Origin of the sequence: Ruminococcus sp. 1001136sp1_2201st1_G3_2201SCRN_220225 (assembly GCF_040924365.1) — a bacterium.
Taxonomy (GTDB): domain Bacteria; phylum Bacillota; class Clostridia; order Lachnospirales; family Lachnospiraceae; genus Blautia_A; species Blautia_A faecis.
The window spans coordinates 13,033-36,755 of record NZ_JBCOME010000009.1 but is presented as its reverse complement, the minus strand read 5'-3'; the positions used below and the strand labels follow the sequence as shown (position 1 = coordinate 36,755).

23 protein-coding genes are annotated in these 23,723 nt (G+C 50.0%); all 23 read right to left on the bottom strand.

Annotated elements, in window-relative coordinates; genetic code table 11:
* Positions 1-14: 14 nt before the first annotated feature.
* Positions 15-2,351, bottom strand: coding sequence for a VirB4-like conjugal transfer ATPase, CD1110 family (locus AB5642_RS04940; protein ID WP_008400035.1), 2,337 nt, complete (start codon positions 2,349-2,351; stop codon positions 15-17).
* Positions 2,338-2,772, bottom strand: coding sequence for a PrgI family protein (locus tag AB5642_RS04935; RefSeq protein WP_008400036.1), 435 nt, complete (start codon positions 2,770-2,772; stop codon positions 2,338-2,340). The genes AB5642_RS04940 and AB5642_RS04935 overlap by 14 nt, the downstream gene beginning before the upstream one ends.
* 8 nt (positions 2,773-2,780) lie before the next feature.
* A complete protein-coding gene (locus tag AB5642_RS04930; protein ID WP_147518579.1) occupies positions 2,781-3,218 on the bottom strand; it encodes a DUF4313 domain-containing protein in 438 nt (145 codons plus the stop codon).
* 12 nt (positions 3,219-3,230) lie between these two features.
* Positions 3,231-4,070, bottom strand: coding sequence for a hypothetical protein (locus tag AB5642_RS04925; RefSeq protein ID WP_008400038.1), 840 nt, complete (start codon positions 4,068-4,070; stop codon positions 3,231-3,233).
* A gap of 74 nt (positions 4,071-4,144) precedes the next feature.
* On the bottom strand, positions 4,145-4,519 hold the full coding sequence (locus AB5642_RS04920) for a hypothetical protein (protein WP_008400039.1): 375 nt from the start codon (positions 4,517-4,519) through the stop codon (positions 4,145-4,147).
* Entirely contained in the window at positions 4,519-6,285 is a 1,767-nt protein-coding gene (locus tag AB5642_RS04915) for a VirD4-like conjugal transfer protein, CD1115 family (protein ID WP_349093466.1), read from the bottom strand. The genes AB5642_RS04920 and AB5642_RS04915 overlap by 1 nt, the downstream gene beginning before the upstream one ends.
* Complete coding sequence (locus AB5642_RS04910; RefSeq protein WP_015513377.1) at positions 6,276-6,527, bottom strand: DUF4314 domain-containing protein; 252 nt, start codon at positions 6,525-6,527, stop codon at positions 6,276-6,278. Before AB5642_RS04910 ends, AB5642_RS04915 begins: the two co-directional genes overlap by 10 nt.
* A gap of 30 nt (positions 6,528-6,557) precedes the next feature.
* Positions 6,558-6,872 (bottom strand): hypothetical protein, encoded by a 315-nt coding sequence (locus AB5642_RS04905; RefSeq protein WP_015513376.1) that lies wholly within the window; start codon positions 6,870-6,872, stop codon positions 6,558-6,560.
* Between the two features lie 96 nt (positions 6,873-6,968).
* Complete coding sequence (locus AB5642_RS04900; RefSeq protein WP_008400043.1) at positions 6,969-7,907, bottom strand: ArdC-like ssDNA-binding domain-containing protein; 939 nt, start codon at positions 7,905-7,907, stop codon at positions 6,969-6,971.
* A 3-nt stretch (positions 7,908-7,910) separates the two neighbouring features.
* Positions 7,911-8,747: a PcfB family protein gene (locus AB5642_RS04895; RefSeq protein ID WP_008400044.1), complete on the bottom strand. Its 837-nt coding sequence runs from the start codon at positions 8,745-8,747 to the stop codon at positions 7,911-7,913.
* Positions 8,748-8,752: 5 nt separating this feature from the next.
* On the bottom strand, positions 8,753-10,042 hold the full coding sequence (locus tag AB5642_RS04890) for a relaxase/mobilization nuclease domain-containing protein (protein ID WP_008400045.1): 1,290 nt from the start codon (positions 10,040-10,042) through the stop codon (positions 8,753-8,755).
* Positions 10,043-10,045: 3 nt separating this feature from the next.
* The gene (gene mobC, locus AB5642_RS04885) at positions 10,046-10,354 is read right to left on the bottom strand and encodes a plasmid mobilization relaxosome protein MobC (RefSeq protein ID WP_019162193.1); all 309 of its coding nucleotides are present in this window, start codon (positions 10,352-10,354) and stop codon (positions 10,046-10,048) included.
* Between the two features lie 126 nt (positions 10,355-10,480).
* Positions 10,481-10,858 (bottom strand): DUF3789 domain-containing protein, encoded by a 378-nt coding sequence (locus tag AB5642_RS04880; RefSeq protein WP_025577043.1) that lies wholly within the window; start codon positions 10,856-10,858, stop codon positions 10,481-10,483.
* Between the two features lie 142 nt (positions 10,859-11,000).
* Positions 11,001-11,333, bottom strand: a complete 333-nt coding sequence (locus tag AB5642_RS04875) for a hypothetical protein (RefSeq protein ID WP_044920437.1) — start codon at positions 11,331-11,333, stop codon at positions 11,001-11,003.
* Positions 11,334-11,472: 139 nt separating this feature from the next.
* Positions 11,473-12,294: a DNA methyltransferase gene (locus AB5642_RS04870; RefSeq protein WP_055147705.1), complete on the bottom strand. Its 822-nt coding sequence runs from the start codon at positions 12,292-12,294 to the stop codon at positions 11,473-11,475.
* 57 nt (positions 12,295-12,351) lie between these two features.
* Positions 12,352-13,125 (bottom strand): hypothetical protein, encoded by a 774-nt coding sequence (locus tag AB5642_RS04865; RefSeq protein WP_071849526.1) that lies wholly within the window; start codon positions 13,123-13,125, stop codon positions 12,352-12,354.
* A gap of 4 nt (positions 13,126-13,129) precedes the next feature.
* The gene (locus AB5642_RS04860) at positions 13,130-14,101 is read right to left on the bottom strand and encodes a DUF3991 domain-containing protein (protein ID WP_008400051.1); all 972 of its coding nucleotides are present in this window, start codon (positions 14,099-14,101) and stop codon (positions 13,130-13,132) included.
* On the bottom strand, positions 14,101-15,261 hold the full coding sequence (metK, locus tag AB5642_RS04855) for a methionine adenosyltransferase (protein WP_015533350.1): 1,161 nt from the start codon (positions 15,259-15,261) through the stop codon (positions 14,101-14,103). Before metK ends, AB5642_RS04860 begins: the two co-directional genes overlap by 1 nt.
* A 234-nt stretch (positions 15,262-15,495) precedes the next feature.
* Entirely contained in the window at positions 15,496-16,311 is an 816-nt protein-coding gene (locus tag AB5642_RS04850) for a class B sortase (RefSeq protein ID WP_015533349.1), read from the bottom strand.
* Complete coding sequence (locus tag AB5642_RS04845; RefSeq protein WP_025577045.1) at positions 16,308-16,805, bottom strand: gamma-glutamylcyclotransferase family protein; 498 nt, start codon at positions 16,803-16,805, stop codon at positions 16,308-16,310. The genes AB5642_RS04850 and AB5642_RS04845 overlap by 4 nt, the downstream gene beginning before the upstream one ends.
* 1 nt (position 16,806) lies before the next feature.
* On the bottom strand, positions 16,807-21,315 hold the full coding sequence (locus AB5642_RS04840) for a SpaA isopeptide-forming pilin-related protein (RefSeq protein ID WP_368371480.1): 4,509 nt from the start codon (positions 21,313-21,315) through the stop codon (positions 16,807-16,809).
* Positions 21,316-21,400: 85 nt separating this feature from the next.
* On the bottom strand, positions 21,401-22,360 hold the full coding sequence (locus tag AB5642_RS04835) for an amidoligase family protein (protein ID WP_008400058.1): 960 nt from the start codon (positions 22,358-22,360) through the stop codon (positions 21,401-21,403).
* Entirely contained in the window at positions 22,357-23,700 is a 1,344-nt protein-coding gene (gene dcm / locus AB5642_RS04830) for a DNA (cytosine-5-)-methyltransferase (protein ID WP_055147699.1), read from the bottom strand. The genes AB5642_RS04835 and dcm overlap by 4 nt, the downstream gene beginning before the upstream one ends.
* Positions 23,701-23,723: the final 23 nt, after the last annotated feature.

The following is a 23,723-nucleotide window of genomic DNA, read 5'->3' as shown; positions in this document are numbered from 1 at the left end:
GGCTTGTCCCGCTCTTACGCTTCGCCCGGCTTGGTTGTCATCAGGCGGTACAGTTTTGTATTTCTTGGAAACGAATTTTCAAACGGCACCAGATTCCCGGAACAGCGGATCAGACCATGGCCGGCACCCACATTGGTGATGTAGGATAACTGATTGTCTGAAATATTCAGAAGTGCCGCCAGCTCATCCCGGTCGGTGGTAGCCTGATTCAAAAGGATCAGGAACTCACTGTTCGCCAGCATCAGGCGGGCGGTATCGGATTTCAGAAGTTCCTCAACGTTCTGGGTAAGTCCGGTTACAAATCCGGAATACTTACGGATACGCTTGTACAGGCGGTAGAAAAAGTCCGCACTGTATTCATAGCGGAACAGCAGATAAAACTCATCCGCAAAGATCCATGTCGTTTTTCCCTTCTTCCAGTTCTGGATCACACGGTTAAAAATCGAATCCAATGTGACCAGCATGCCAAGGGGCATCAGCTGTTCGCCCAGCTCCCGGATGTCATAGTCGATGATACGGCTCTTCGTGTTGACATTGGTTTCCTGGGCAAAGGTGTTCAGACTGCCATTGATAAACAGTTCCGAAGACAGAGCCAGCCCTCTGGCTTCTTCCTCCGGCTGGAGCATGAGTTGTCGGTACAGGTCCTTTAAGGTCGGCACCTGCCCTTTGTAACCGCCCCTCATATAATCCCGGTACACATCTGCGGTGCAGCGGTCAAGGATGGATTTCTCCTTTGCCGAAAGGTTTCCGGCTCCTACGAGCTGCTCAAACAGGGAAAGGATAAATTCTGACTTCTCAATCAGAGGATTTCGGTCATTGCCATAGGCAGAATCCATATCCAGTGCATTCAGATGGGTATCCGAGGTTGCCGAGATCCGGATGACCTCTCCGTTTAAGGCTTCCACCAGAGAAGCAAACTCCGACTCCGGATCGAGGATGAGGATGTCATCTTCCGTGGAAAGGGCAAGGTCTACGATCTCCTCTTTTGCCGAGAAGCTCTTGCCGGAGCCGCTGACACCCAGTCGGAAAGAGTTGCCGTTTAACAGCTTCCTTCGGTCTGCCACCAGCATATTTTTGCTGACGGCATTCTGCCCATAATAGATGCCTCCCGGCTGCATGATTTCCTGCGTATGGAACGGGATCAGGACGGCGGTGGATTCTGTAGTAAGGGTACGCACTGCATCGATTTTCCGCAGGCCATACGGCAGGACGGTATTCAGTCCATCGACCTGTTGCCACTTCAAAGTTGCCATCTGGCAGAGGTGTTTTCTCGCAATGGAATACAGGGTTTCCGTATCGGAGTCCAGTTGTTTCTTGCTGTCTGCCATATGTACCATTGTCAGGATGCCGAACATCATCCTCTGATCCCTGGTGGTCAGATCGTCCAGCATTTCCTTGGTCTCTTTTCTCTGCAGCTCCATGTCATAGGGAACTACGGCTGAAAAGTTATTGTTGGCATTCTGGCGTCTCTGCCAGTTGGTGACGTTTGTCTCCACGCCCAGCAGTCGGTTCTGGATCTCACGCACCGCTTCGTCTGTCGGTACGGGGATGATATCAATGGACAGCATCAGGTTCCTGCCAAGGCTGCACAGTTCGGAGATCATCTCATCCTTTACATAGCTGGCGTAATCTTCCATAAAAAGGACTCTGCCGTACTGCTCGCCCAGCTTGAAATGGTCGTTATGGAATTCCATTGTGTCCGGGCAGATCCAGTCTTTGAAGCTGTGTCCTTTTTTCGCAAAGGCTTTCATGTCAAATGGAAAACTCTGTGGAACGTCTGCCTTGAAAAAGTCCCGGAAGATCTGTAGCCTCTGCTCTGCATCCAGCTCTTCCCCAATAGAGGACAGCTTGGCCAGATGGGTGATGATGTCCGTTCCCACACGTGCGAAATAGGTTCTGGCTTCATCGATGTTTTTCTTGTGGACGCTGATGGTCAGATAGCGTTCCTGGTAGATACTGTTGTTGGTACCGGAGATCTTGGAAAGGAGCATGTCATTGTACTCTTTCCGGTACTCGTCCAGACCGTCCCCTTTCATCGGGATCAGCAGGGACTGCTCAAACTCTTCCTTGTTGATCTTACGATTGTTCAGGGTGATCTTCGCCGTACAGCCAGAATCCAGTGCATTTAAAAGTTCAGAGTAGTCCAGGAACATTTCCGTCTTATCCGCTTTACTGGCAATGGAATAGTTGATATCCGTAAACCGGAATGTCCTGGAATACTTGCTCTCCACCTGAAAAATACCATCTGGCCAGATCTTGCGAATCGGGATGGCCTGCTGGACAGACTTCGGTACTTTAAATTTTTCCTTGTCCTGTTTCAGTGTCTGACTCAGGGTTTTAATCAAAGGCATCACCCCTTCCTCTTCGCTTCTTTGGTTTCTTCTGTTTCGTCCGCTTCTTTTCCAGAAGTTCCGCTCCGTTTCCCATCATCTTTTCACCCAGCCGCAGGCTCTCTTCCATGCAGGAAAAGTACAGGTTCTCTGATTTGAATACCAGCCGTTTCGGGTACAGCAGTTCGGATTTGATGACTGCCCATGCGAACTGTTCTGCCGTCATGCCGTGGTAACGGAAAAAGCCGCAGGCTGCAAAGGGAGCCGCCCCAAGCACGCACAGCCATCCGGTTACCTGTTCCCCGGCATATTTCCGGGTGACAAAATAGATTCCAAGGGCTGCCAGGATCGCCAGTACCGAAAATAAGCACTGCCGGAAGCTTAAGCCCCAGAACATTGACTCCTGATAGTCTCGGATTTCTTTATTCATTTTCACTTCCATGTTGTTTCCTACCTTTCTCTTTGTAATCTCTGTTTTTTCTTTTGTTTCTGTTTTGGTACATCCCTTTGCGGGATGCCATTTCTTTCCATAAATCTTTTTGTTCCTTCCGGATCAAGCTCTGCCAGTTTTTTCAGGTCGAATGCAACCCTCTGGAAGATGCAGTAACCGGAGGATGCGGTATCCGGCTGTATCGTTCCCAGCTTATGCTGCTTTATAAAACGAAGCTTTTCTTTGCTGAAATTGTGGTCGATATAGGCTTCATTGATACCGCCCAGCGGAGCAAAAGGCAGGTTTACCGTAAGGTCTGCAAAGCTTTCCGGGTATCCATCTTCCATATGGTAAAGCCCGATATAGAGATTGTCATCGCTCATGTAACTGTCTACCCTGAGAAATAATTCCTCCCGGCCATACTGCCAGTCGTAGCTCAGTGTCTTTGGTTCTTCCATTTTTTTCGCCTCCTATAATCCCATGATTTCTTTTACGATACGGTCGGATGCCTTGACTGCCCCGACCAGTACCAGCAGGTTAAATACCAGTTCCCCGACGTAATTCCAGACAATGGTCACGGCGGACAGGCTGGTGTCCCCGATGGCCGGCGGACTTGATGCAAACACCGAAAAGATGATGCAGGCCAGTGCGATGATGGCTCCTTCCAGACATACCCCGGCGTAGGAACGGATAAAGTTCTTTCCTACAGACTGGGTTGGCTCCCCGGCAAAGGTTGCCAATGGAATCGGTGCGATGGCTGTGTACATATACAGCTTAAACATTCTCCCGTATACAGTCAGAATCATGACAAATGACAATACCGTAATCAGCAGGCTTCCTAATAAAGTTACGATCCACAAAGGGATAGATTCCAGCATCCCGACCGCTTCGATCTTGTCCACGATCTCCGAGGGCAGTTCCGTTACGGTTCCCCCTGCCATCCCGGAGTGGGACATGATGTTGGTCACGATGCCCTGCACAATGGAAAAGATCGCTGTCAGAAGCTCCATGCCGGACATAACGGCTCCCTGTGCCAGTGCAAAACGGATAAAGGCTTTCACTACGTGTTCCGGCTTTTTCATATCCGTGAAACTCCCACAGGTTTTTACCAGCCCTGCCGCAAAGAACAGAACCAGCAGGCCGTACCCGATGGCTTTCAGTCCACCGTTGATGTTCGTCATCACGCTCCAGATTGCCCCGCCCTTGAAATTCTCCGGGCTTTGCGTCAGCAGTGTCCAGATTTCAGCCAGCTTGTCGCTCCAGGTCTGCAAGGCAGAATTTAGATTCTGTACGATCCAGTTATCACTCAAACAGTTTCACCTCCCATCCTCAAAAGTGAGCAGGGAGCCGGCATTTCGCATGGCTCCCCTTCTGGACTCTTCTCCTATCCCATGATCAGGTCCAGGATCTCTTTTGCAAAGGTAATGATGATACCGCCTGCCAGTGTCAAAAATCCGTTTGCCCTCTGGCTTGGATCGTGGCTCTTTAAGGACAGACCGACCTGCACGATACCAAATCCCAGCAGAATCAGGCCAATGGCGCGGATCAGGGAAAAGATAAACGTGGATAGGTTATTGACTACGGTCAGCGGATCGCCTGCGGCATAAACGCAGGTCGCCCCAATGCAGATCGACAGTACCATGACTGCATACAGAGCAAACAGTTTCTTCTGCCCTCTCTTCATCTTTAGCGGTGCGGTCTCTTTCCTGATTTCTGTGTGTTTCTTATTTTTCAGTAAATTCATTGGCATTCCTCCCATCAAAAAAGCTCCCCGATGATGTCCTCATCCAGAAGCAGTTCGTAATCGTCATATCTTGTTTCGTCAAATGTAAAATCGTCATGCGCCAGCGGTGCTTTCGCATAATTGAACGGGCCGGCACCTCCGTCCTCGGTATACCGGATGTTGGGATGCTTCATCAGGTCATACTTGGCATCCAGTATGGGCCGCTCCCCGCGGATAAACAGAAGTGCATTCTGGTTATCCAGCATACGGACTTCATCCGGCTGTAACAGCTCCCTTCCGCTCTGCTGGAAGTTGGTGGAGTAGCTGCCGGATTTTCCTTTGGTTTGCCCGTAGGTGTTGGTGTCTATGGTTTCTTTCCCCAGTAATTCTGATACATATTTGTGTGTCTCTTTTTCATTGCCGCCCAGGTACAAAAACTCATCGCAGTTGCCCACCAGACTTTCCCAGGAGTCCTTGAACAGAGCCTTTAGCTGGCTCATGTTCTGGATGATGATGCTGCAGTAAATGGAACGGGAACGGCAGGTTGCCAGGATCTTCTCAAACTCATTTGGCAGGGATACGTTTGGAAACTCATCCATGATGCAGTTGACCGGAACCGGGAGGGCACCGCCATGCACACGGTCTGCCATGTAATAAAGCGTCTGGAAAAGCTGGCTGTAGATCATGCCTACCAGATAATTCAAAGAGGTGTCTGCATCCGGGATACAGCAGAAAAGGGCAACTTTTCTTTCTCCCATGTTGGAAAGATCCAGTTCATCAGTATTGGTCAGCTTGGCAATCTGCGGCAGATTGAAGGCTGCCAGCCGGACACCTACACTGATCAGGATGGACTTGGCGGTCTTTCCTGCCGCCTGCTTGTAAATGTGATACTGCTTGACGGCAATGCTGTCCGGGTCCCGCATCTCCAGACGGTCAAACAAAATGTCCAGAGGGGACTCGTAGTCCTCGTCCTCTTCTTTTACCTGTGCCGAGCCTAACATCTCCATAATCATGGCGAAGTTCTGTTCTTCCGGCGGAGCTTCGTGGAGCAGATACAGCATCAGTGCCTGAAGCAGTGCGGTTTCGCTCTTCTCCCAGAAGGGATCGGAGGACTGGGAACCTTTGGGTGTGGTGTTTTGTATCAGATTGGAAATAAGACGGAGCACGTCTTTGTCATCGTGGACATACTCGAATGGATTGTAGCAAAAAGATGTGTCGGGATTGATGAGGTCAAAGACACGCACCTCATATCCCTTTTTCTCCAGCAAGCCCCCTGTCTTTCGGAGCAGCTCCGCTTTGGGGTCTGTAATGACCATCGAACAGCAGCACTGCATGATGTTTGGCAGGGCAAAGCCTCTGGATTTTCCTGCACCGGAGCCTCCCACTACGAGAATGTTGAGACATCTGCGGTGCTTGTGGGTGTCAAGGCTAATGCGGAAGTTCTGTGTCAGCAGGATGTTCTGGGAGTACGGCTTCTTGCTATATTTCTTACAGATCTGCCGGGCATCGCCCCATCTGGCAGAGCCATGTTCTTCCCCTCTGCGGTAGTTCTTCTGACTGGAATAAAAAATGCCGATCCCGGCTGCGTAAAGTAACGTGCAGACCAGCATCGACTTGATGGTGTATTCCGTATAATGAAACTGGAAGGGATGGTTCAGCTTTTCTGTGAGAACCTCCATCAGCTCGAAAAGATTCCTGCCCGGCTGGATGGCATCCGCAAGCAGGATTGCTACCCACCAGATGACAGGCAGTCCGGCAAGCCAAATCACCCAGTCTGACTTCCGGCTGTTTGTTACCGGGATGGCTGCTGTTTGGGCCTCTCTGCTCTTGGCAGGTCCGTAATGTGGAAGCTGTCCACTCCCGGAACGAGGGCAAGGCTGCTTCCATTCTCCCAGTTTACGTGGATCTGCCCTGCATCGTCTACCATATCCACCTTACCTTTTAAGCCGGGTGGCATGTGGCTCTCCCCCTCCATGCTGTTAAGCGTGACCTCGGTTCCCGGCGGATATCTTCTCCGCATGGCTTCTATTCTTTCTTGTGTCATATTTCTGTATATTTGTACCACATCCTTTCTTCATCTTCCCCTTCCACGGTATGGGCGGTATCTGGATTTCATGATCTTTAACAGGACGCTGTCGATCCCATCGGAATAGCGTCCGTTTTTCAGGTATGTGTCCCGGAGCTGGTTTAAGGCTTCCACGGATTTGCTGTGTTCGGCTTCTGTCAGGTAGAGCTTTCCCTCTTCCTGCTCTGCCAGCTTCAGAACCAGATCCCGTGTGGTATCCACCGGAAGCCCCTGTTCTTTTTCCTGCCGGAACACTTCCCGGAGTGCATGGATCAGCATGTGGTTCATGATCCGGTCCATCTTTACATATCGCATTCTTGTCATAGGCGAGCCTCCTTTTTTCCTCTTTTTTCTCAACCACAACATACCACACTTCCTCCCGGAAAGCTACTGCAAAAGAGCCGGAAAAGCCCCTTTTTATCAGCGTTCCGGAGACTTTTTACTCTTGGCAGGTTTCTCCGTTTTTTCCTCCGGGATGGCAAATTCATCGGTCATAAATTCCTGCTCGCTTTTGCCAAGGTTGCGGTCTACCTGCTTGCCAATGGAATAGGCTGCACTCTTTACATCCTGGATAAAGGAGCGGAGTTCTTTCGGATCTTTCTGTCCGAATGCCTGCATCTGGCATACCTTGTCAAAGGAAAAACCGGAGACATCCACGCCGTATTTCTGTGCTGTCACATACGCCGCACAATAGGCCTGTGCCGATACCCCTGCCCGGCTGTAGCTTCCATCGTGATGGTCAAGGGATGCACAGGCCAGCTCCCGGCTGATGGAATGGAACGTTGCATTTTCGCTCATGCCATTTCGGACATAGATCGTCCGCTTATTCGGGATGTACTGTGCCTGTACCTTATCCGGCAGATTGTCTGCGATCTGAATCCGTACCTCGCTGTCGGTCAGCAGTGCTTCCATCAGCTGGTCCATCGGCTTTGGCTCTGCCTCTTCTGGCTGCTTGGTACGGATCTGGCTGATGTCATAGGCTTTCTGGATGGAGTACCCCTGCTGGATGACACCGTCCTTTTCATATTCCTGTCCGACAATGAAGTTGTATCCCTTGCTTCCGGTCTTGACTACCTTGCCTTCTTCCTTCCATTTTTCAAAGGTCTTGACCTGCCGGATCTCCGGATTCTGTGCATAAAGCAGGAACAGGTTGTCTGTCCTCTGCGGCTTGCACTGTCCCATAAAATCAAGGAATCCTTTTAAGGAGTCCCCATTCTGGAAGACCTCCTGTGCCTTTCCATCGATCATACCCCAGATTTCTTCCCTCTCCTGCTTTTTCTGTGCGGCATATTCTTCTTTCGATAACCGCTGGGCGGACTGCTCCTGCGAGTCCTGCCCTAAAAATTTTGTCAGGTCCATCTCCTACCTCGCTTTCACCTTTCGTTTCTTTCTTGCTTTCTTCTGCGTTTTCCTTGGTCCACGGTTCTTTTCCCGGCTCCGCTTCTGGGATTCCTCTGCTTTCTCCCGTTTGATGTTCTCCAGCTCCCGGCGGACACTGGGACGCTCCTGTTCCCTCTGCCCTGCATCAGTCCCTTTTTCCTGCCCGGTAGAAATATTTCTGCTGTGCAAGGAAGAGCCGGACAGATTCTCTTCCCCCTCTTCCTGCACCGGGATAAAATTTTCCGGTTCGGAAAACTCCTTTTCGGGATGATTCTGGTTCTTTTCCTCTTCAGAAAAGTCCATGTCACCGACCTGGAATGCTTCGTCCAGATCGCTGATTTCAAACTGCACCTCGCCCTCCGGCATCTGCACAGTTTCCTGTACTGCTTCGGTTTCCGGTGCTTCCATTCCGGCGGTTACCTCATGGACAGCTTCCCCGACTTCGCTCCTTACAAAATCAAGGTTCATCTTATCCATGACACGGTTGACTTTGGCTGCATCATCGGCAAAGACCATGACCTCGCTCATCTCCGGGTTCTTTTTATCCCGGATGATCACATAGAGCAGTCCTCGTTTCCTGCCCTCACTGCAGAATTCACGCAGGCGGTCAGATGGCACAGTGAAGAACTTCAATGGCTTGTTCTCCTTTAACATCCGCACCATTCTGGTCTTGCCCCTCGTTTTCTTCTGGTCTTTTAATACGGCGGCAACAAATACCGCCAGATGCTTTGCCAGCGTACCCGAAAGCCTGAGCCCGTGGTCCACGCCGTCTAGGGAATACCGGACGATCTGGTCCGCCGCATCGCCTCCATAATTCATGTTGTTCACCTGCTTTCTGTTCTCGGTTTTCTGTTTTTCTCCGTCTGTTCTTCTTCCTGTCTCTGGATCTGCTCTGCCAGACGCATCTTTTCTTCCATCTCCTGGGACTGCTGTTCGATCCGGATACAAATGCGGATATCCTTTCGAAGCGGCTTCAGTTCTTCGGTGATCTGACCGATCCTGACACTGTCCGGTTCGCTCCGGTAGAGCCGCTTCCGCTCTTTCGTGAGTGCCTGTACCCTCTCTTCCAACGATGTGCGGTAGGCGAGTAGCTCTTCACGGCTAGTAATCTGATGCTTCTGTAGAAATTCCATCTGCTCGATCCTGGCATCCAGTTTTCGGATGTCTGCCCGGAGCACCGGGGAGATCCTTTTCGGCTTCTGCTTTAGTGCACCCATCTGGTACAGATAGGAATAGTACAGGGCCTGTATCCCTTTTAACTTCTTTTTCGGGAATCTGGAATCTCCTTCTTTTCCAGCAGGTATCCTGCTCTTGGGCTGCAAGATCCACTGCCGGATGCTCTCTTCCGAGTAATGCTTCCCAAGGCTCCGCAGACGGATATACCGTTCCATCCCCGGTGCTTTTAATGCAATGTACTTCCGGTTCAGCTTCCACTGGTATCCCCTCTGCTTCATCTGTTCCAGAAACTGTTTCCATGTGAAGCTCTCTGCCACAGCATCCCGGATGTCCAGACGGATCGAGGTTCTCCAGGTCGGCTTTCCGTCCTGTTCTGCCATCCACTGTGCATAGGATTTCCCTTTGCCGTTTTTCGGTTCGATGACAGATAAGCCGTATTTCAGGCATAAGGCATCCGAAGCTTTCCGCACATCCTCATAGTAACTCCTGCTGTTGCTGTGGTACTTTTTCCCATCTTCCATGCTCACGGAATTAAACACGATGTGGTTGTGGTAATGCTCCGTATTCAGATGGGTGGTGATGACTGCTTCGTATTTTCCCTGAAGGAGCCTTTCTGCCATTTCCATGCCGATCTGGTGAGCAAGCTCCGGGGTGACTTCCCCTTTGACAAAGCTCTGCACCAGATGGTACCCCTGTACTCCGTCCATCTTGTGGTATCGTTTCTTCGTAGCTACCATATCTTGATAGGCAGTCTCACAGACGCAGCCGATGGCATCCTCAAAAACGGAACGCTCCGTCTTGTCCCGATTCATGGCGTAATCGATGGCTTCTTCCAGAGAGCCGGCACTCTGCCCTTTCTTGGTGGTCTTATCCTTGTTTCGGATGTACGTGATGGAATTGTCCAGACGGCTGACCGGGATGATACTGGTGTATGCCATCGGCTACCATTCCTCTTTGACCAGCCTCCATGTCTCTTTCGTCATGCGGAGCATTTCCCGGATACTCTCTTCCCCGGCCATCCCACAGCCGTTGGCTACATGGGCAAGCTGATTGGCGTTGTTGCACAGACCGGATATTTTCCGCAAAAGCTCCGTATGATGCTCACAGGGTCTTGCCCGGACTTCGCCACCCATGACAATGGAACGGATGTATTCCTCACGGGACAGGCCGCTTTTTTCTACCTGCTCTTCCAGAAAACGCAGCTCTTTTGCATTGAGGCGGACTGGTATCACATGGTTCCTTTTTCTCATCTCTTCACCTGCTTTCCAACGGGTTATTGGTTGCGTCATTACATTTCACGATTTTTCCAGATCAGGAAACCTGCCAGGACGCCGATGGCTACCGCTGCAGCAATGATCTTTTTCTTCATATGGGCCTCACCCCCTTTCCGATACCTGGCACAGCTCCATCGGGGCGAACATGATCCCTCTCTTTTCCATCTCTTTTGCGAATTCCAGGAGGTTCCATTTTTTCCCATCAATCATAGCAGAATCGGCATCCAGATAGTGGCAGGTGGATACGTTCCGCTCTCCATTTGGGGCATTCTGCACAAGGCTTTCCCCGTCTGCCAGACGGAACAGTTCCTCTCCCTGGCTGTTTACAAAACAGATGCACACGCCGTGGTCAATGATCTCCTTTGGTTTCATCCGGCACCGCTCCAGTGCCTCATCCTCACGTTTTCCAGCTATGAAAAGACACATTGCAAAAACGCCCATTACTCCTCCGGTCATTGTGCCAAGTATAAATCCCAACATTTTTTCGTTCTCCTTTCGTCTGTTTACGGCTCGGTATGGGGGATTGGGGTTCTCCCCAAAGTGCGTTTGGATATCCAAACGCTATGCTTGCAAAACCAGTCGCATCCGGTTTCGTCCCCTCTGAACCAGTCGTTTTTCTGAATCATTCATTTTCCTTGATTTTGCTCAACCCATCCAGTGTGGTACAGATGATATGGAGTCTGTCAGCCATGCTGATCTCCGTGTTCATCGTCCCGGTGGTCTCTTTTCCGCAGACAACCACCATCCTGCACCGCCTTAATATCTGGTGGGACATTCTCCGCATGGCCTGCATATCCTCTGCATCCCCGTCATCAAGGAATGGGGAAAAGCTGTACTGCGGGCAGATCGGCACATATCCCAGTTCGTAGATCTTCCGGCAGTACCGCTGTACTTTGGTCTTTCCTTCTTCTGCAGAACAGCAGACATAAGCAAGTGCCTGTTCCAATACGACCATCTCCTTTCCTGGCCGGACAGGTTTCCTCTGCCCGGCGTTTTTCCAAAAAGAAACACCCACAAAGCATTCCGCTCTGTGGATGTCTTGTGGACATCTGGATTCTTTTCTTCTCTTTTTCAGATGTCTGCCAGACATCCGGCTACTGTGGTTCTTTGTTTTCCGCTTCTTCCCCAGCTTCCAGTGCAATGCGGACACGGTCGCTTCCCAGCTTATAATACGAATCGGTCACTTCAATGCCGACTGCCTGAAACCCCGACTCTGCCGCCGCAAGGATGGTAGTACCAGCTCCGGCAAACGGGTCTAAGATCAGGCCGCCCGGCTCACAGATCTGGATGACATCCTTCATCAGCTGGAGCGGCTTTTCTGTCACATGGATGCGGTTCTGGGGATTCCCATAACGGAACACACCCGGAAGGCAGGACACCGGGCGGTTGATCGGCATCGGTCCGTTGCTTCCCCATACAATATATTCTGCCTGCTGGCGGAATCTGCCTTTCTGCGGACGGGAGTTCCCCTTGTCCCAGACGGCAGTCCCTCTCCAGATCCACCCTGCCCACTGGAGGGCATCGGTGATGGACGGGTACTGTCTCCAGTCAATAAAGAGGCAGATCGGAGCCCCTCTCTTGCAGGCTTTCCGCACATCGTACAGCCATTCTGCCATCCAGTGGGTCCAGGAACGCTGGTCTTTATTATCCCCATCAAAATCCGGCAGGGCATTTTCTGCTTTCATGCTGCTGTACTTCTGGTTGGTAGTTCGGTTGCGTTCGTTCTGCTTGGTTCCCCCGGACGCATAGGGCGGATCGGTTATAACTGCATCAAAGATCCCCGGCTGGAATCCTTTGACCAGTTTTAAGGTATCTCCATGCAGGATACGCCAGTTCTCCCCTCCGGCAGACTCATCCGGCACACAGTCCGGTTTTAAAAGATCTTCAAGTTTCAGGGTATTTCCCATAGGCATCATCCTTTCGGTCGCTTATTTTCCAGATTTCTCTGGAAGTGCTTTTCTTTATGGAACTGCTCATCGGCAGGTATCCTCTTTTTTCAGTGTTTCTTTTCTTGGCGTTCTGGGCTGTTCACGGTGGTCCGACAGCTCGGTTTCCACGTATTCGCTGATGATTCCCAGCGCTTCATAGTAATTGCTGCTCTTGTGGACACGATCCGCCATTTCGTTGGCCTGTTCGGACATCCCGGCACGTCTAAGCAGTCTTGCGGCATCCCCAAGGGTTGAGAAAATATTTCCGTCATGCCCTAAGAGCTTAAGTTCTGGACGGGACGGCTTTTGTTCCGGCTGCTTTTCCTGCACACCGTTTTCCGGTGCTTTCACCTGTATCTGGAAATCCGAGCCGGCACCAACATAGAAATGTAAGTATAATTCACCACCGTCTACCTTGATCTCCCGCTGTTCCAGACTTTCTCCCCAGCCATCGCTGTACTGCCCTCTCAGATACTGCCCCACCACACGGTATTCCTCTGGTGTCAGATTCTCCCGGAGTGTCAGGTTTGCACAGCCATATAAAACGCCCTCCTGTTCCTTTACCGCCATTGTAATGCGTTCCACTTTTTCCTTAATGTCCTTGTTTTGGTCAAAATAATCGATCAGGTTGCATGGCTGGTTGTCAGGCATACCGAGCCGATTGATCTCGTCAACCTTTTCTGCGATGGATGTCTGATACTGCACCAGGTCAGGTCCTTCCAATGGCTCCGCATCATCCAGATTCACAATATCTGAATAGTCCGGAATAAACTCTGCCATCAGAGGTGACAGCATTCCCACTTCTATTTTATCTTTCAAAGCATCACCTCGCTTCCCTATTCTGCCGTTTCTCCGGTGTACGGGCAGCCATTTTTGCCATGTCTGCCCAGTCTGCCCCTTCGATTTCCGGCAAGTTCTCGATGATCCGATAGCTTCCCTCGTAGGCTTTTCGGATATGTTCACACGCCCACCGTCCGGCAAAGTCATTGTCGGTACACACTTCGATCTCGGTGATCTCCGGGTGCTGGGACAGAAAATGTTCCAATGCCTGCGGCTTTTTCATGCTACGCTGGCTCTGCCCTTCTTTTGGTGCGCTGATCCCGCCAAGCTCCAGACGGTACTTATCCCGGCTTCCTTGTCTCTGTTCCAATGTCATGTGGGCAAGCACATCCACACAGGCTTCATAAACAGCAACCCGTCTGCATCCCGATTTCGCCGGAACACAAAAAGCGTATGCCTTTTCACTTCCGGCCTGTTCCATCTTAAAAGACTTTCCGCTGGCATCGTAAATCCCACGCAGGAAAGCATATCTTGCCACCTGGTTTTCATCCCGTCCTATGAACACGGCATTGTGGTAGGGCAGACTCTCATATAAGATTCCCAAATGAACACACCGCTGTAAGACCTCGCCACTGATGCCCCGCTCTTTCAGATAGCGGAACACCCTGCGGCAGTCTGGGCTGGCCGTAGGCAGGACAAATGGCTTCTTTGGCTTTGCTTCCACTGGAGGAGGGATATAGGTGGGATACTCATCTTTCAGCATTTGCACTGCCTCCAGAAAAGAACACCCGTCTACATGAATCAGGAAATTTAAAGCACTGGTGCCCCCGATATCTCTGGATTTCCAGTGCCACTGGCTGGTCTGCTCGTTAATCTTAAAGCTGTCGTGGTCTGTCAGCTCCCATTCATTTCTGGCTGAAGATTTTTTCAGACGGTTTGGCTGATATTTCTTCAGGTATTCAATGGCGGTGATCTCCCTTGCACGTTTGATTTCTTCTTCCGGAATCCACGGCATTACATCACGGTATCCCGGAGCTGCTCTGCCTTATCCGTTTTCTCCCACGGAAATTCCTTTCTTCCAAAATGCCCGAACACCGCACTCTGTCGGTAGATTGGCCGCTTCAGGTGCAGGGTGTCACAGATCTGGCTTGGGGTAAGCCCGAACACCAGAGGGATCGCTGCGGCGAGGCAGTCATCCGCACAGATCTTTCCCGTTCCAAAGGTATCCACCTGCACCATGACTGGCTGGGCAACCCCAATGGCATAGGCAAGGGACACCTGGCATCGGCTGGCAAGTCCGGCAGCTACCATGTTTTTGGCGATGTAACGGGCCATGTATGCCCCGGAACGGTCAACTTTGGAACAATCCTTCCCGGAGAATGCACCGCCGCCATGCGGTACCAGGCTGCCGTAGGTATCCACCATTAGTTTCCTTCCGGTCAGTCCGGTGTCTGCATCCAGACCTCCGCACACAAATCTGCCCGATGGGTTAATCAGGATCTTGGTATCCTCATCCGGTGGCAGCATACGGAGTGCCGGGCGTAACACTTTCTCCCGGATCTCATGCTCCAGCTTCCGAAGGGATTTTTCCTTTTCATGCTGGCAGGACACAATGACGGTATCCAGCCGGGCAGGTCTGTCATCTTCATACTCCACGGTCACCTGCGCCTTTCCATCTGGCAAGATTCCCGTGATATATCCGCTTCTACGGCTTGCAGACAGTTCCCTTACAATGCGGTTCGCCAGAACCACTGGCATCGGCATAAGCTGCGGTGTCTCATCGCAGGCGTAGCCAATCATGATGCCCTGATCCCCGGCACCGCTGGCAAGTCCGCTCTGAACAGAAACAGTCCCTGCCCTTCGTTCTCTGGATCTCTCCACTGCCCCGGCGATATCCGGACTCTGTTTGTGGATGAGGGCATCCATGTGGATTTCCTCTGCTTCATAGCCTGCACTCTCCAGCACCTTTTTGATGATTTCAAACACCTGTGGCTCAAATCGGCTGGTGATCTCTCCTGCTACAATGATGTTCCTTTTGGTCGCCAGCACCTCGCAGGCCACTCTGGAATTTTCGTCCTCTTTCAGACACGCGTCCAGAATGCTGTCTGCGATCAGGTCGCAGAGCTTATCCGGATGTCCTTCTGTTACGGATTCTGCTGTATAAAATCGTTTCATAATCGTTACCATCCTTTCCAAGTAAATAATAACGGCAGGAAACGCTCCTTTCTGGAACACTTTCTGCCGGATCTGGGTTATAAGTTGTCTCACATTCTGCACTTTTCTGGTACTTTCAGACACTTTTTTCAACCTAAATACTACCAATGCACACCCTTACATAATCCCCCTGTTTTGAACACATCCCTGCCCGTGCGGTCATTATTTGTCTCATTTTCTGCACTTTTCTGGTACTTACGAACACTTCTGACTCCACACTGCCCCGGAAACCGGCACCGCCAGGACGATGTTCCTGGCACCGCTCCATTCATATGAACACGTGACGAGCGTCAAAACCTTATCGTATATACACTTCAGGTAATCATCCCCGGTTTCGAACACTTCCCTCTGCTTAGCTGCTTTTAAATATTCCTGCACTGCCTCCGCATCTGCGAGTTTCTGCTGGAATGGGAACAAATTCCTGTCTGCTTTCAGCACCGTGACAATTCGGTATTCCTGAATGCTATCCTCTGTCTGAAGATAAGCAAAGGGATGCTCCTGATAGTACGTTTCATCTGCATATAAGTCCAGATTTCCGAACATTGCCCCACTGTTCATGTTGTGACCGTAAATGATAAGGTTCCGACTTTCAGACACTTTACAGTCTGCCTGTAAAAACAGGCTTCCGTTGATGTCATATTCCTTTTTGTAATTCCGTTTCAGGTAAAACTCCCCATTCTCCTGTTCGGACTGAAGCACCGGGTAATCAATCCCGGTATCCGGTATTGTCAGCCATCCCTGCACATCCGGGTATTGTTCCCGAAGAGAAACAAGGTCTACCGCAGCCACCGGGCATTTTCTTCCAGCTGGTTGGTCTTTCTTTTCAGAGCCTGAGGCTCCCGGAGCTTCCGGCTCCGGGAAATTCCCTTTCAGCTCTGCCACCAGCTTTTTGTTCTCCATTGGAAGATATACCATGTGGTAAATCAGAAACCCGGCACTTGTCAGCGTCACTGCAAGGCAGATGATCTTGAAAAACCTCTGTAAGATTCCTGTCTTTGGTTTTTTCTTCATCGTTCCTGTCCGGCTTTTCTCTGCTTCTTTGGCTGACTCTTCTGCGTCTTTCCCGGCACAGGCGGTTTCCTTGCTGCTTTCAGGATCGGCTCTGTCGGGATTTGGTTCTGTCTGCAGCCCTTTAAGATCCCAGTCAGGTACGACCGTCCGGGCGGATTAAAGTTCTGCATGTAATCTTTTGTCATGATATAGACAATGGCTTTGATCTCTCTTCCATCTTTGTTCTTGACAGTGATCTCCTGCTTGTCGTAAAAATCAGGATAGCCTTCATAAAGATCCAGGCTCTTTTCACAGTCCCCGGTCAGTGACCAGAGGACGCCGTCCACATGGCTTCCCTCTTCCGGGAAGATGGTGGCAAGGCCGCTTCCTGCGGCTGCAAAGGTCAGCCGATACCCCTCCAGGCGGACGATTTCTACCACCTCCGCCTTTGGGCACCGATATGCCATCTGGTCCAGATCCATGTTGCTTCCATACGCAAAATATAATTGTTTCAGCCTATCTGCCCCCTTTTTTCTTCTTTCTTCTGGATGCCACACCCATGCCGATCAGACCGCCTGCGGAAAGAATCAGGCACAGGGCCGGAATCCAGAGGTTGGTGTCATCGCCTGTTTTCGGGTTGCTTACAAACGGGGTATCCTCCGGCAGCTTCTCGTTCGTCACTTTCTGGATGACTTCGATCACTGGAGTTTTGTCATCTACATAGGTAAATGTCACCTCATGTTTGGTCTCATCCAGCTGATAGCCCTCCGGTGCTTTGGTCTCAACCAGATAATAGGTGGCTGCCTTATCAAATTTGCCGTCCTTATAAGTTCCGATTGCAAGCAGTCCGCTGGTTGCATGGCCGTTTTCATCAGTGGTCAGGGTTTCTACCACTTTGCCATCCGCATCCCTCAGTTCAAATTCTGCATCTTTCAGTGCTGCTCCGGTATCCTTATCTGTTTTCTCAATGATCAGACGTCCCTTTGCGGTGTCATCTTTCATGGCTACCTTCTGGATCTCTGCGGTATCTGCCACCTCGAAGGTGATCTCCTCTGCAACGACATAACCGTTTGGAGCCTGCTCTTCTTTCAGGGTGTATTTACCAATCGGAAGTTTTTCGATATAATGCGGCTCTTTACCGGAAGTCCAGGTTTCTACGATGTTGCCATTTTCATCTGTGATGGTCAGTTTGGCTCCTTCGATCTCATTATCTCCGGTAATATCCGTTTTGCTGATCTTCACTTTGGTCACGTCATCTTCCATTACCTGTTTCTGGATCTCCGCAGTATTCTCTACGGTGAATGTGATGCTTTCCGCAGTGGCATATCCATCGGCCGGCTTGTTTTCTGTCAGGGTGTAAGATTTTCCTACAACCAGTTCTTTGATGATGTGCGGCTCCTTGGTGGATGTCCATTCCTCAACAACAGCCCCGTTTTCATCCGTCAGCTGTAATCTGGCTCCCGGCAGTTCCTCGCCCGTGGTCAGATCGGTTTTGGAAAGCTCCACGGTTGTCGGCTCATCTTCAAATACAAATTCATAGGATGCTTCTACTTCTTTATCCCCCTGGTACTCAAAAACAAATTCCTGCTCTTCTCCGGTGGTGACAAATCCATCCGGTGCATACAGCTCCTTCACATAATATGTTCCGTCGATCGGCAGGTCTGCAATAAAGGAAATCTTTCCATCTGCATCTGTTGTTTTTAACTCGATCAGGGTATCTGCTTCCATCAGCACCTTTCCAGATGCGGACAGGATGTCGTTTCTGGTGTACAGTCCAAAGATGCCGCCTTTTAATACACGGTCGGTATCCTTTTCTTTCTTCAGGACGTTCACTTTTACTTTCTGACGGTTGTTCTGCCAGTCCTCATCGTATACGACAACCGGGGTATCCTGGTCACGGTAGGAAAGATCTACATATCGTGGTTCTTCATCCAGCACATAACCATATGCTGTGCCCACCTCTTTGACATAGTATTTTCCAACCGGAAGGTCAGATACTTCTGCAACACCGTTTGCATCAGTAGTCACGGTTGCCACCAGCTCGTCCTTAGCATAATAATCCGGGCTTACACCATCGGCTGCTTTGATATCCTCTGCAGCGTAAATCTCAAAGGTAACGTCTGACAGGCTTCCTGTGATGTACTCAAACAGATGCTCTACAACGCCTTTGACATTGTCCAGCAGGGTGATCTTATCAAGGAATTCACCCTTCTTGTTTACGATCAGCAGGGCTTTCGGCACATCGTCTTTCATTTCCACTTTCTGTACTTTTGCGGTATCCTGAACGGTGAATTCCACATCCGTGGTCTTTAAATAACCAAGCGGTGCAAGAGATTCACGGAGGGTATAAGTTTTTCCAACGGTCAGGTATTTGATCACATGAGGCTCATCCTTTACGGAAGTCCAGCTGTCGATCACATTTCCATCCTTGTCCAGAACAGAAAGGGATGCCCCGTTCAGCTCTACGCCTGTGGTCAGGTCGGATTTTGTCACCTCGATGGTGGTCGGCTGGTTCTTCTTCACAGATTTCAGCTTGATGGTCGGAATGTCCTGCCCCTGATAGGTGGCATCAAATTCCAGTATCTCGTCAGAAGATACAAAACCATCCGGTGCAGAAATTTCTTTCACATAATAAGTTCCAAGCGGCAGGTCCAGGGTGAAGTGTGCCTGTCCTTTTTCATCGCTTGTGATCTCCTGTAATAAGGTATCTGCTTTCACAATAATCTTGTCACCGGATTTGATCTCGTTCTTATTGTAAAGACCGAATGTAGCTCCAGCTACCGTGCTTCCTGTTTCTGCATCCTGTTTTTCCACGGTGATGCTTACTTTCTGGCGTTCATTGGTAAAAGTCACTTCTTCGTCTACGACTGGGGTATCCTGTCCGGCATAGGTAAAAGTTACTTCTTCGCCTTTGGCATTCCAGGTGTAGCCCTCCGGCGTTTTTTTCTCTTCTACACGGTATTTGCCGAGCGGAAGGTTCTCTACTACGGCACTTCCGGTTTCATCGGTTGTCACCGTTGCCACCAGTGTGTCTTTGGCATATTCCAGATAACGGTTCTGTTTCTGCTCGGTATAAACAAAGGAAACACCATCATCAGTTACCTTTGCTCCGGTCAGGACTTCTCCTAATTTATAAACAGTCAGGCTTGCCATCTGCTCTGCATCGGTAACGGTTTGTTTTACAGTATCTCCGATGACCAGTTTCACATCGTAGGCTTTGGTATCCAGCAGATATCCGTTTGGTACGGAGATCTCTTTCAGGTATACGGTATCCTGTGTTTTGGTGATCGTAACGCTGGAAGCTCCGTTGGCATCTGTGGCCGGCATCTTTGTGATCAAGTTCTTTCCATCCTTGTCACTGTAAACGCCATAAACTGCACCTGCGATGGCTTTGTTGCTCTTGCGGTCCTTCTTTACGATCTCCAGAGTTGCCTGTTTTACCCATGACACTTTAAAATCTACATACTTCTCATCGGTCACGCCCTCGCCAAATACCAGGGCAAGGTCCTGTGTCTCGCTTCCGGTTGTGATCTTGTAAGCGGAATAGTCTTTGATGATGCTTCCCTTCATGGTAACAGACCATTCCCCTTTGACATCCACTGCCTGTGTCAGCGGTGCAGATAAGTAGAATTTGGTACCGCCGCAGATCTCCACGGATGCACCTGCACTGCTTGTTTTTCCCGTTGTCACATTATGCAGTTTGACACCGGAAGGCAGTTTCATGGTGATGGTCTGCAGTTCGGATGCCTTAAAGGTGATCTCTTCTGTTCTCTGGCTGTTGCCGCTGATATATGCGGTAACATCTGCATTGGAGAAACTCATGTCCACTTCCGGTATCTCCGGCTGGCTCATGCAATAATTGTAGAGTTCCATTGCCAGAGCCTGTCCGGTTGCATTCGTACCGGAAAAAGCGTCACTACTGTTATTGGCATAAGACGCAGCCAGATGGACAATGATAAACTGTTTTCCAGCGGAAAAATCAGGATGTTTCTCTGAGAAAAATCCATTTTCGCCGGATGCTTTTGTGCCGTAGTAGCATACTTTTGCCAGTGCTTTGCTGTCACCCAGTTTGGTGATCTTATAAACACCATCCCCAGGTCCTGCTTTTGACGGCTGCACACAGTAGGCAGTTGCAGACACGTTTCCAAATTTTATGGTATATTTATAGGTTACATAAGAACCCAGACCGTAGTCTGCATAATAGTATGCAGTCCCTCTTGTCACATCTACATCCTGTGTTGCTCTTGTACTGGTATTGACTGCGGTGAAAGAAACGGTTTCCCCATCTTCCATTGCCATAAGGTCAATATCCTGTTCCCCTGCCTGCTCCAGAACATCGCTGAGTGTCAGCCCGGATTCTTTATCGGTTGTATTTTCTGTTTCGGCTTCCTCTAATGCGGCATCAAACTCAGATTCAGAAAGTCCACCCTGAAATTCGGGTTCTGTTTCTTCCGGTTCTTCTGTTTCAGATTCAGCTGTCTCCGGCTCAACAATTTCTGTTTCTACAGGCACTGTCTCAGTTTCTTCCTGCGAGGCAGCTTCCTCATCATCAGAACCTGTATCCTCTTCGGTAACTGCCTGTTCTGTCTGCGGTTCACTCTGAGCTGCTGTCACAGGCTCTTTTACGATCAGGTTTCTCCCAATCTGATAAACCGGGTGGTTCTGGTTGACTGGCTCCACATAATAAACGGCATGGTAAGTGTCTGCATGGCTGGTGCTGAAGTTCTCCCCGGCGTCATTCTCTGCTTTCTGGAATGTCACTTTGACTTTGCTTTCGTCCTTGATTTCCAAATTTGTAAAATCCGTGGAAACATCAAAGTCCTGTCCGACTTCCAGCTCCAGATCGGTGGCTTTTACCACTTCATTTTCATCCAGCTGATCCTTTACGGATTCATACGCTGGCGGTTCCGCCGCTTTCGGCTCTTCCGAAGCATACACCGTCAGCGGTGAAATGACCGTGGATAAGATGGTGACTGCCGCCATCACCCCTGAAAGGATTCGCCTGAATCGATATTTACTCTTCATGTTTTCTACCTCTTTCTTCTTTTTCTTCATTTTGCATAAGAACAGCCGGATGTTTCCACCCGGCCTGTCTGTTCTCATTATTCTGTTATCTCGCATCATCTGTCCGTCTTGGATTCTGCAGACAGGCATAGGTACTTTTGTCATACCGCCATGCCTTATCCCCGTCCAGATTGGCAAGTAGATGCTTCCGTACATTTTTGTATTCGTCCCCGATCAATCCGAGGCGGAGCAGAAAGGTGCGGAACGTAAATGCCGGGTTATCCCCGATCTCCGTCTTTTTTGCATGGGTACAAGATTGGTTGATCGCCTGTGCGGATATGGCAAGTGCCAGTGTGATATTCGACCGGACTTTTCCTGCATGGAGGGTGCTTTCAAAACAACGCCATTCCAGTGTTCCCTTGGAAAAAACAGCATGTAGGTTTAAGGCATAATACCTTGTCCAGTTGTAATGCTCGGAGCTTCCGTCATTTCCCTCATACCATGCCCTTTTGAATTTTTCCATCGTGATGGTGCTGTTTGGCATCCGGCGGATCTTCTCCAATACCATAGGACGGACTTTCTGGCAATACTCATCTTCCCTTCTCGTCTGTACATTTAAGGCTTTGAACAGAATATCCTCTTTGCAGTACATGATCGTCAGTGCATTTTTCAGACTCCTTGGTGTATGATTGGATGCGTCCACATGGACATGCATGCCACAGGATGAATTGACAAAAGCACCTGCGTTTTTGACACACCGCACCACTTCCTGGAGTTTCCCCATTTCCGAATATTCCAATTTCGGGGATACCATTTCTGTCGAATAATCTCCATCGGCATCTATTACAGTACCATTTGCCAGCCTTTCACAGTCGATACTGCTGTCTCTTGAAAATTTCCACGTTTTTCCATCTGAATCTTTTACACACCAGGAATCGTAAGAACGGATATGATATGGCTCTGTTCCGAACATTCTTCCAATCGCAACAGCCGCATCATAGCGGCTGATACCTGTCATCTCAATCTCTGTACCAAAATACTGGTCTTTTAGGTCGATCTGCTTCACCCACCCTTCGCTTCTGGAACAGGTGAGCCGCTTTGGATCTCTTCATCTACTGCTTTCAAATTTCTGCCTATTGCTTCAATGACATTGACAGTGACACCATTACCGGCCTGCTTGTAAAGCTGATTATCCGATGTTTCTTTTTCCATCTTGGAAATCTGACCATCCCGATATCCCTGCAGCCGCAGACACTCCCTTGGCGTCAGCCTGCGGATTCTGCCGTGGTAAATCACTCCATGACGGTCAGTTGCCGTAATGGTGAACATTGGCTCTTCCGGTTCTTTCATCCTTCTTCCATTCTGGCGGACTTTTTCCTTGGCCGGTGTCAGCACTGCCCTTGGCGGTTCTTCCACCAGCACCCCGGAACTTTCGCCTCTGTGGTTATGGATGCTGGAATCCTGTCTGGTATTCAGACATCTTGCAACGTCTGTCACCAGCGGCGGAGGGGAGATATCTACAAAATGCAGTGTTCCCTGCTGGTTTCCGGTCGTCAGGGTATGGGCGATCTCATGCCCGACTCTCCCCCTGCGACTGTTGATTCCCGGATATCCGAGATCGATGCTGTCCCCCTCGTAGGCCATCTTGTATCCTTTTCGGGTGTTTTCCTTGATTGGGATACCGACTTCGTATAATCCGGTCTTGCCGCCCATACCACCAGACCCGCTGGTCAGCGTGCAGCTCAGTCCTTCTTCTGCGTAGACTCTTTCTCCCTGTTTGCCAGCATGGACTTGTATAAGAGCTGTTCCATTTGCTTTTGGGAAAGGTAATATTTTTCCGGCACATCTTCCATCAAGATATCCGACAATATACACCCGCTTCCTTGACTGGGGGACTCCGAAATCCTTGCTGTTAAGCACTTTCCATTCGACATGATACCCCAGTTCAGATAGCGTACTGAGGATGGTGTGAAACGTCCGCCCTTTGTCATGCGAAAGCAGACCGGGTACGTTTTCAAGGAGAAAATACGCAGGTCGTTTGTCTGCAACCAGTCTGGCAACTTCAAAGAAAAGGGTTCCTCTTGCATCGGCAAATCCTTCCCTTCGTCCAGCGATTGAGAATGCCTGGCAAGGAAATCCCGCACATAAAAGATCAAAGTCCGGCATTCGTTCTGTTTCAATATTTCTTGCGTCATTGCAGAACCACTCTCCTTCCGTATCAAACAGCACCCGGTAGTTGTGGTCTGCATATGCATCTGCTTCACAGTGTCCGACACAGGTGAAGCCCCCTGCCCTGTGCAGCCCTTCTCGGAATCCTCCGATTCCACTGAACAGGTCAAAAAATCGAATTGTTCCGGCTATCAGCCTCCCTTCGCTGCGAAAAAAACAGTGCAGATTTCTCTGCACCGTTTCCGTCTCTTGGTTTCTGT

Bases quoted from the DNA above. Each gene is read 5' to 3' on its own strand.
- AB5642_RS04880 (WP_025577043.1), bottom strand. From the start codon at position 10,858: ATGTTGGGATTTATACTTGGCACAATGACCGGAGGAGTAATGGGCGTT.
- AB5642_RS04940 (WP_008400035.1), bottom strand. From the start codon at position 2,351: ATGCCTTTGATTAAAACCCTGAGTCAGACACTGAAACAGGACAAGGAA.
- AB5642_RS04935 (WP_008400036.1), bottom strand. From the start codon at position 2,772: ATGGAAGTGAAAATGAATAAAGAAATCCGAGACTATCAGGAGTCAATG.
- AB5642_RS04890 (WP_008400045.1), bottom strand. From the start codon at position 10,042: ATGGCATACACCAGTATCATCCCGGTCAGCCGTCTGGACAATTCCATC.
- AB5642_RS04840 (WP_368371480.1), bottom strand. From the start codon at position 21,315: ATGAAGAGTAAATATCGATTCAGGCGAATCCTTTCAGGGGTGATGGCG.
- AB5642_RS04870 (WP_055147705.1), bottom strand. From the start codon at position 12,294: ATGATGCCTATGGGAAATACCCTGAAACTTGAAGATCTTTTAAAACCG.
- metK (WP_015533350.1), bottom strand. From the start codon at position 15,261: ATGAAACGATTTTATACAGCAGAATCCGTAACAGAAGGACATCCGGAT.
- AB5642_RS04875 (WP_044920437.1), bottom strand. From the start codon at position 11,333: ATGGTCGTATTGGAACAGGCACTTGCTTATGTCTGCTGTTCTGCAGAA.
- AB5642_RS04910 (WP_015513377.1), bottom strand. From the start codon at position 6,527: ATGACACAAGAAAGAATAGAAGCCATGCGGAGAAGATATCCGCCGGGA.
- AB5642_RS04850 (WP_015533349.1), bottom strand. From the start codon at position 16,311: ATGAAGAAAAAACCAAAGACAGGAATCTTACAGAGGTTTTTCAAGATC.
- AB5642_RS04930 (WP_147518579.1), bottom strand. From the start codon at position 3,218: ATGGAAGAACCAAAGACACTGAGCTACGACTGGCAGTATGGCCGGGAG.
- mobC (WP_019162193.1), bottom strand. From the start codon at position 10,354: ATGAGAAAAAGGAACCATGTGATACCAGTCCGCCTCAATGCAAAAGAG.
- AB5642_RS04895 (WP_008400044.1), bottom strand. From the start codon at position 8,747: ATGAATTATGGAGGCGATGCGGCGGACCAGATCGTCCGGTATTCCCTA.
- AB5642_RS04860 (WP_008400051.1), bottom strand. From the start codon at position 14,101: ATGCCGTGGATTCCGGAAGAAGAAATCAAACGTGCAAGGGAGATCACC.
- AB5642_RS04905 (WP_015513376.1), bottom strand. From the start codon at position 6,872: ATGACAAGAATGCGATATGTAAAGATGGACCGGATCATGAACCACATG.
- AB5642_RS04920 (WP_008400039.1), bottom strand. From the start codon at position 4,519: ATGGGAGGAATGCCAATGAATTTACTGAAAAATAAGAAACACACAGAA.
- AB5642_RS04900 (WP_008400043.1), bottom strand. From the start codon at position 7,907: ATGGACCTGACAAAATTTTTAGGGCAGGACTCGCAGGAGCAGTCCGCC.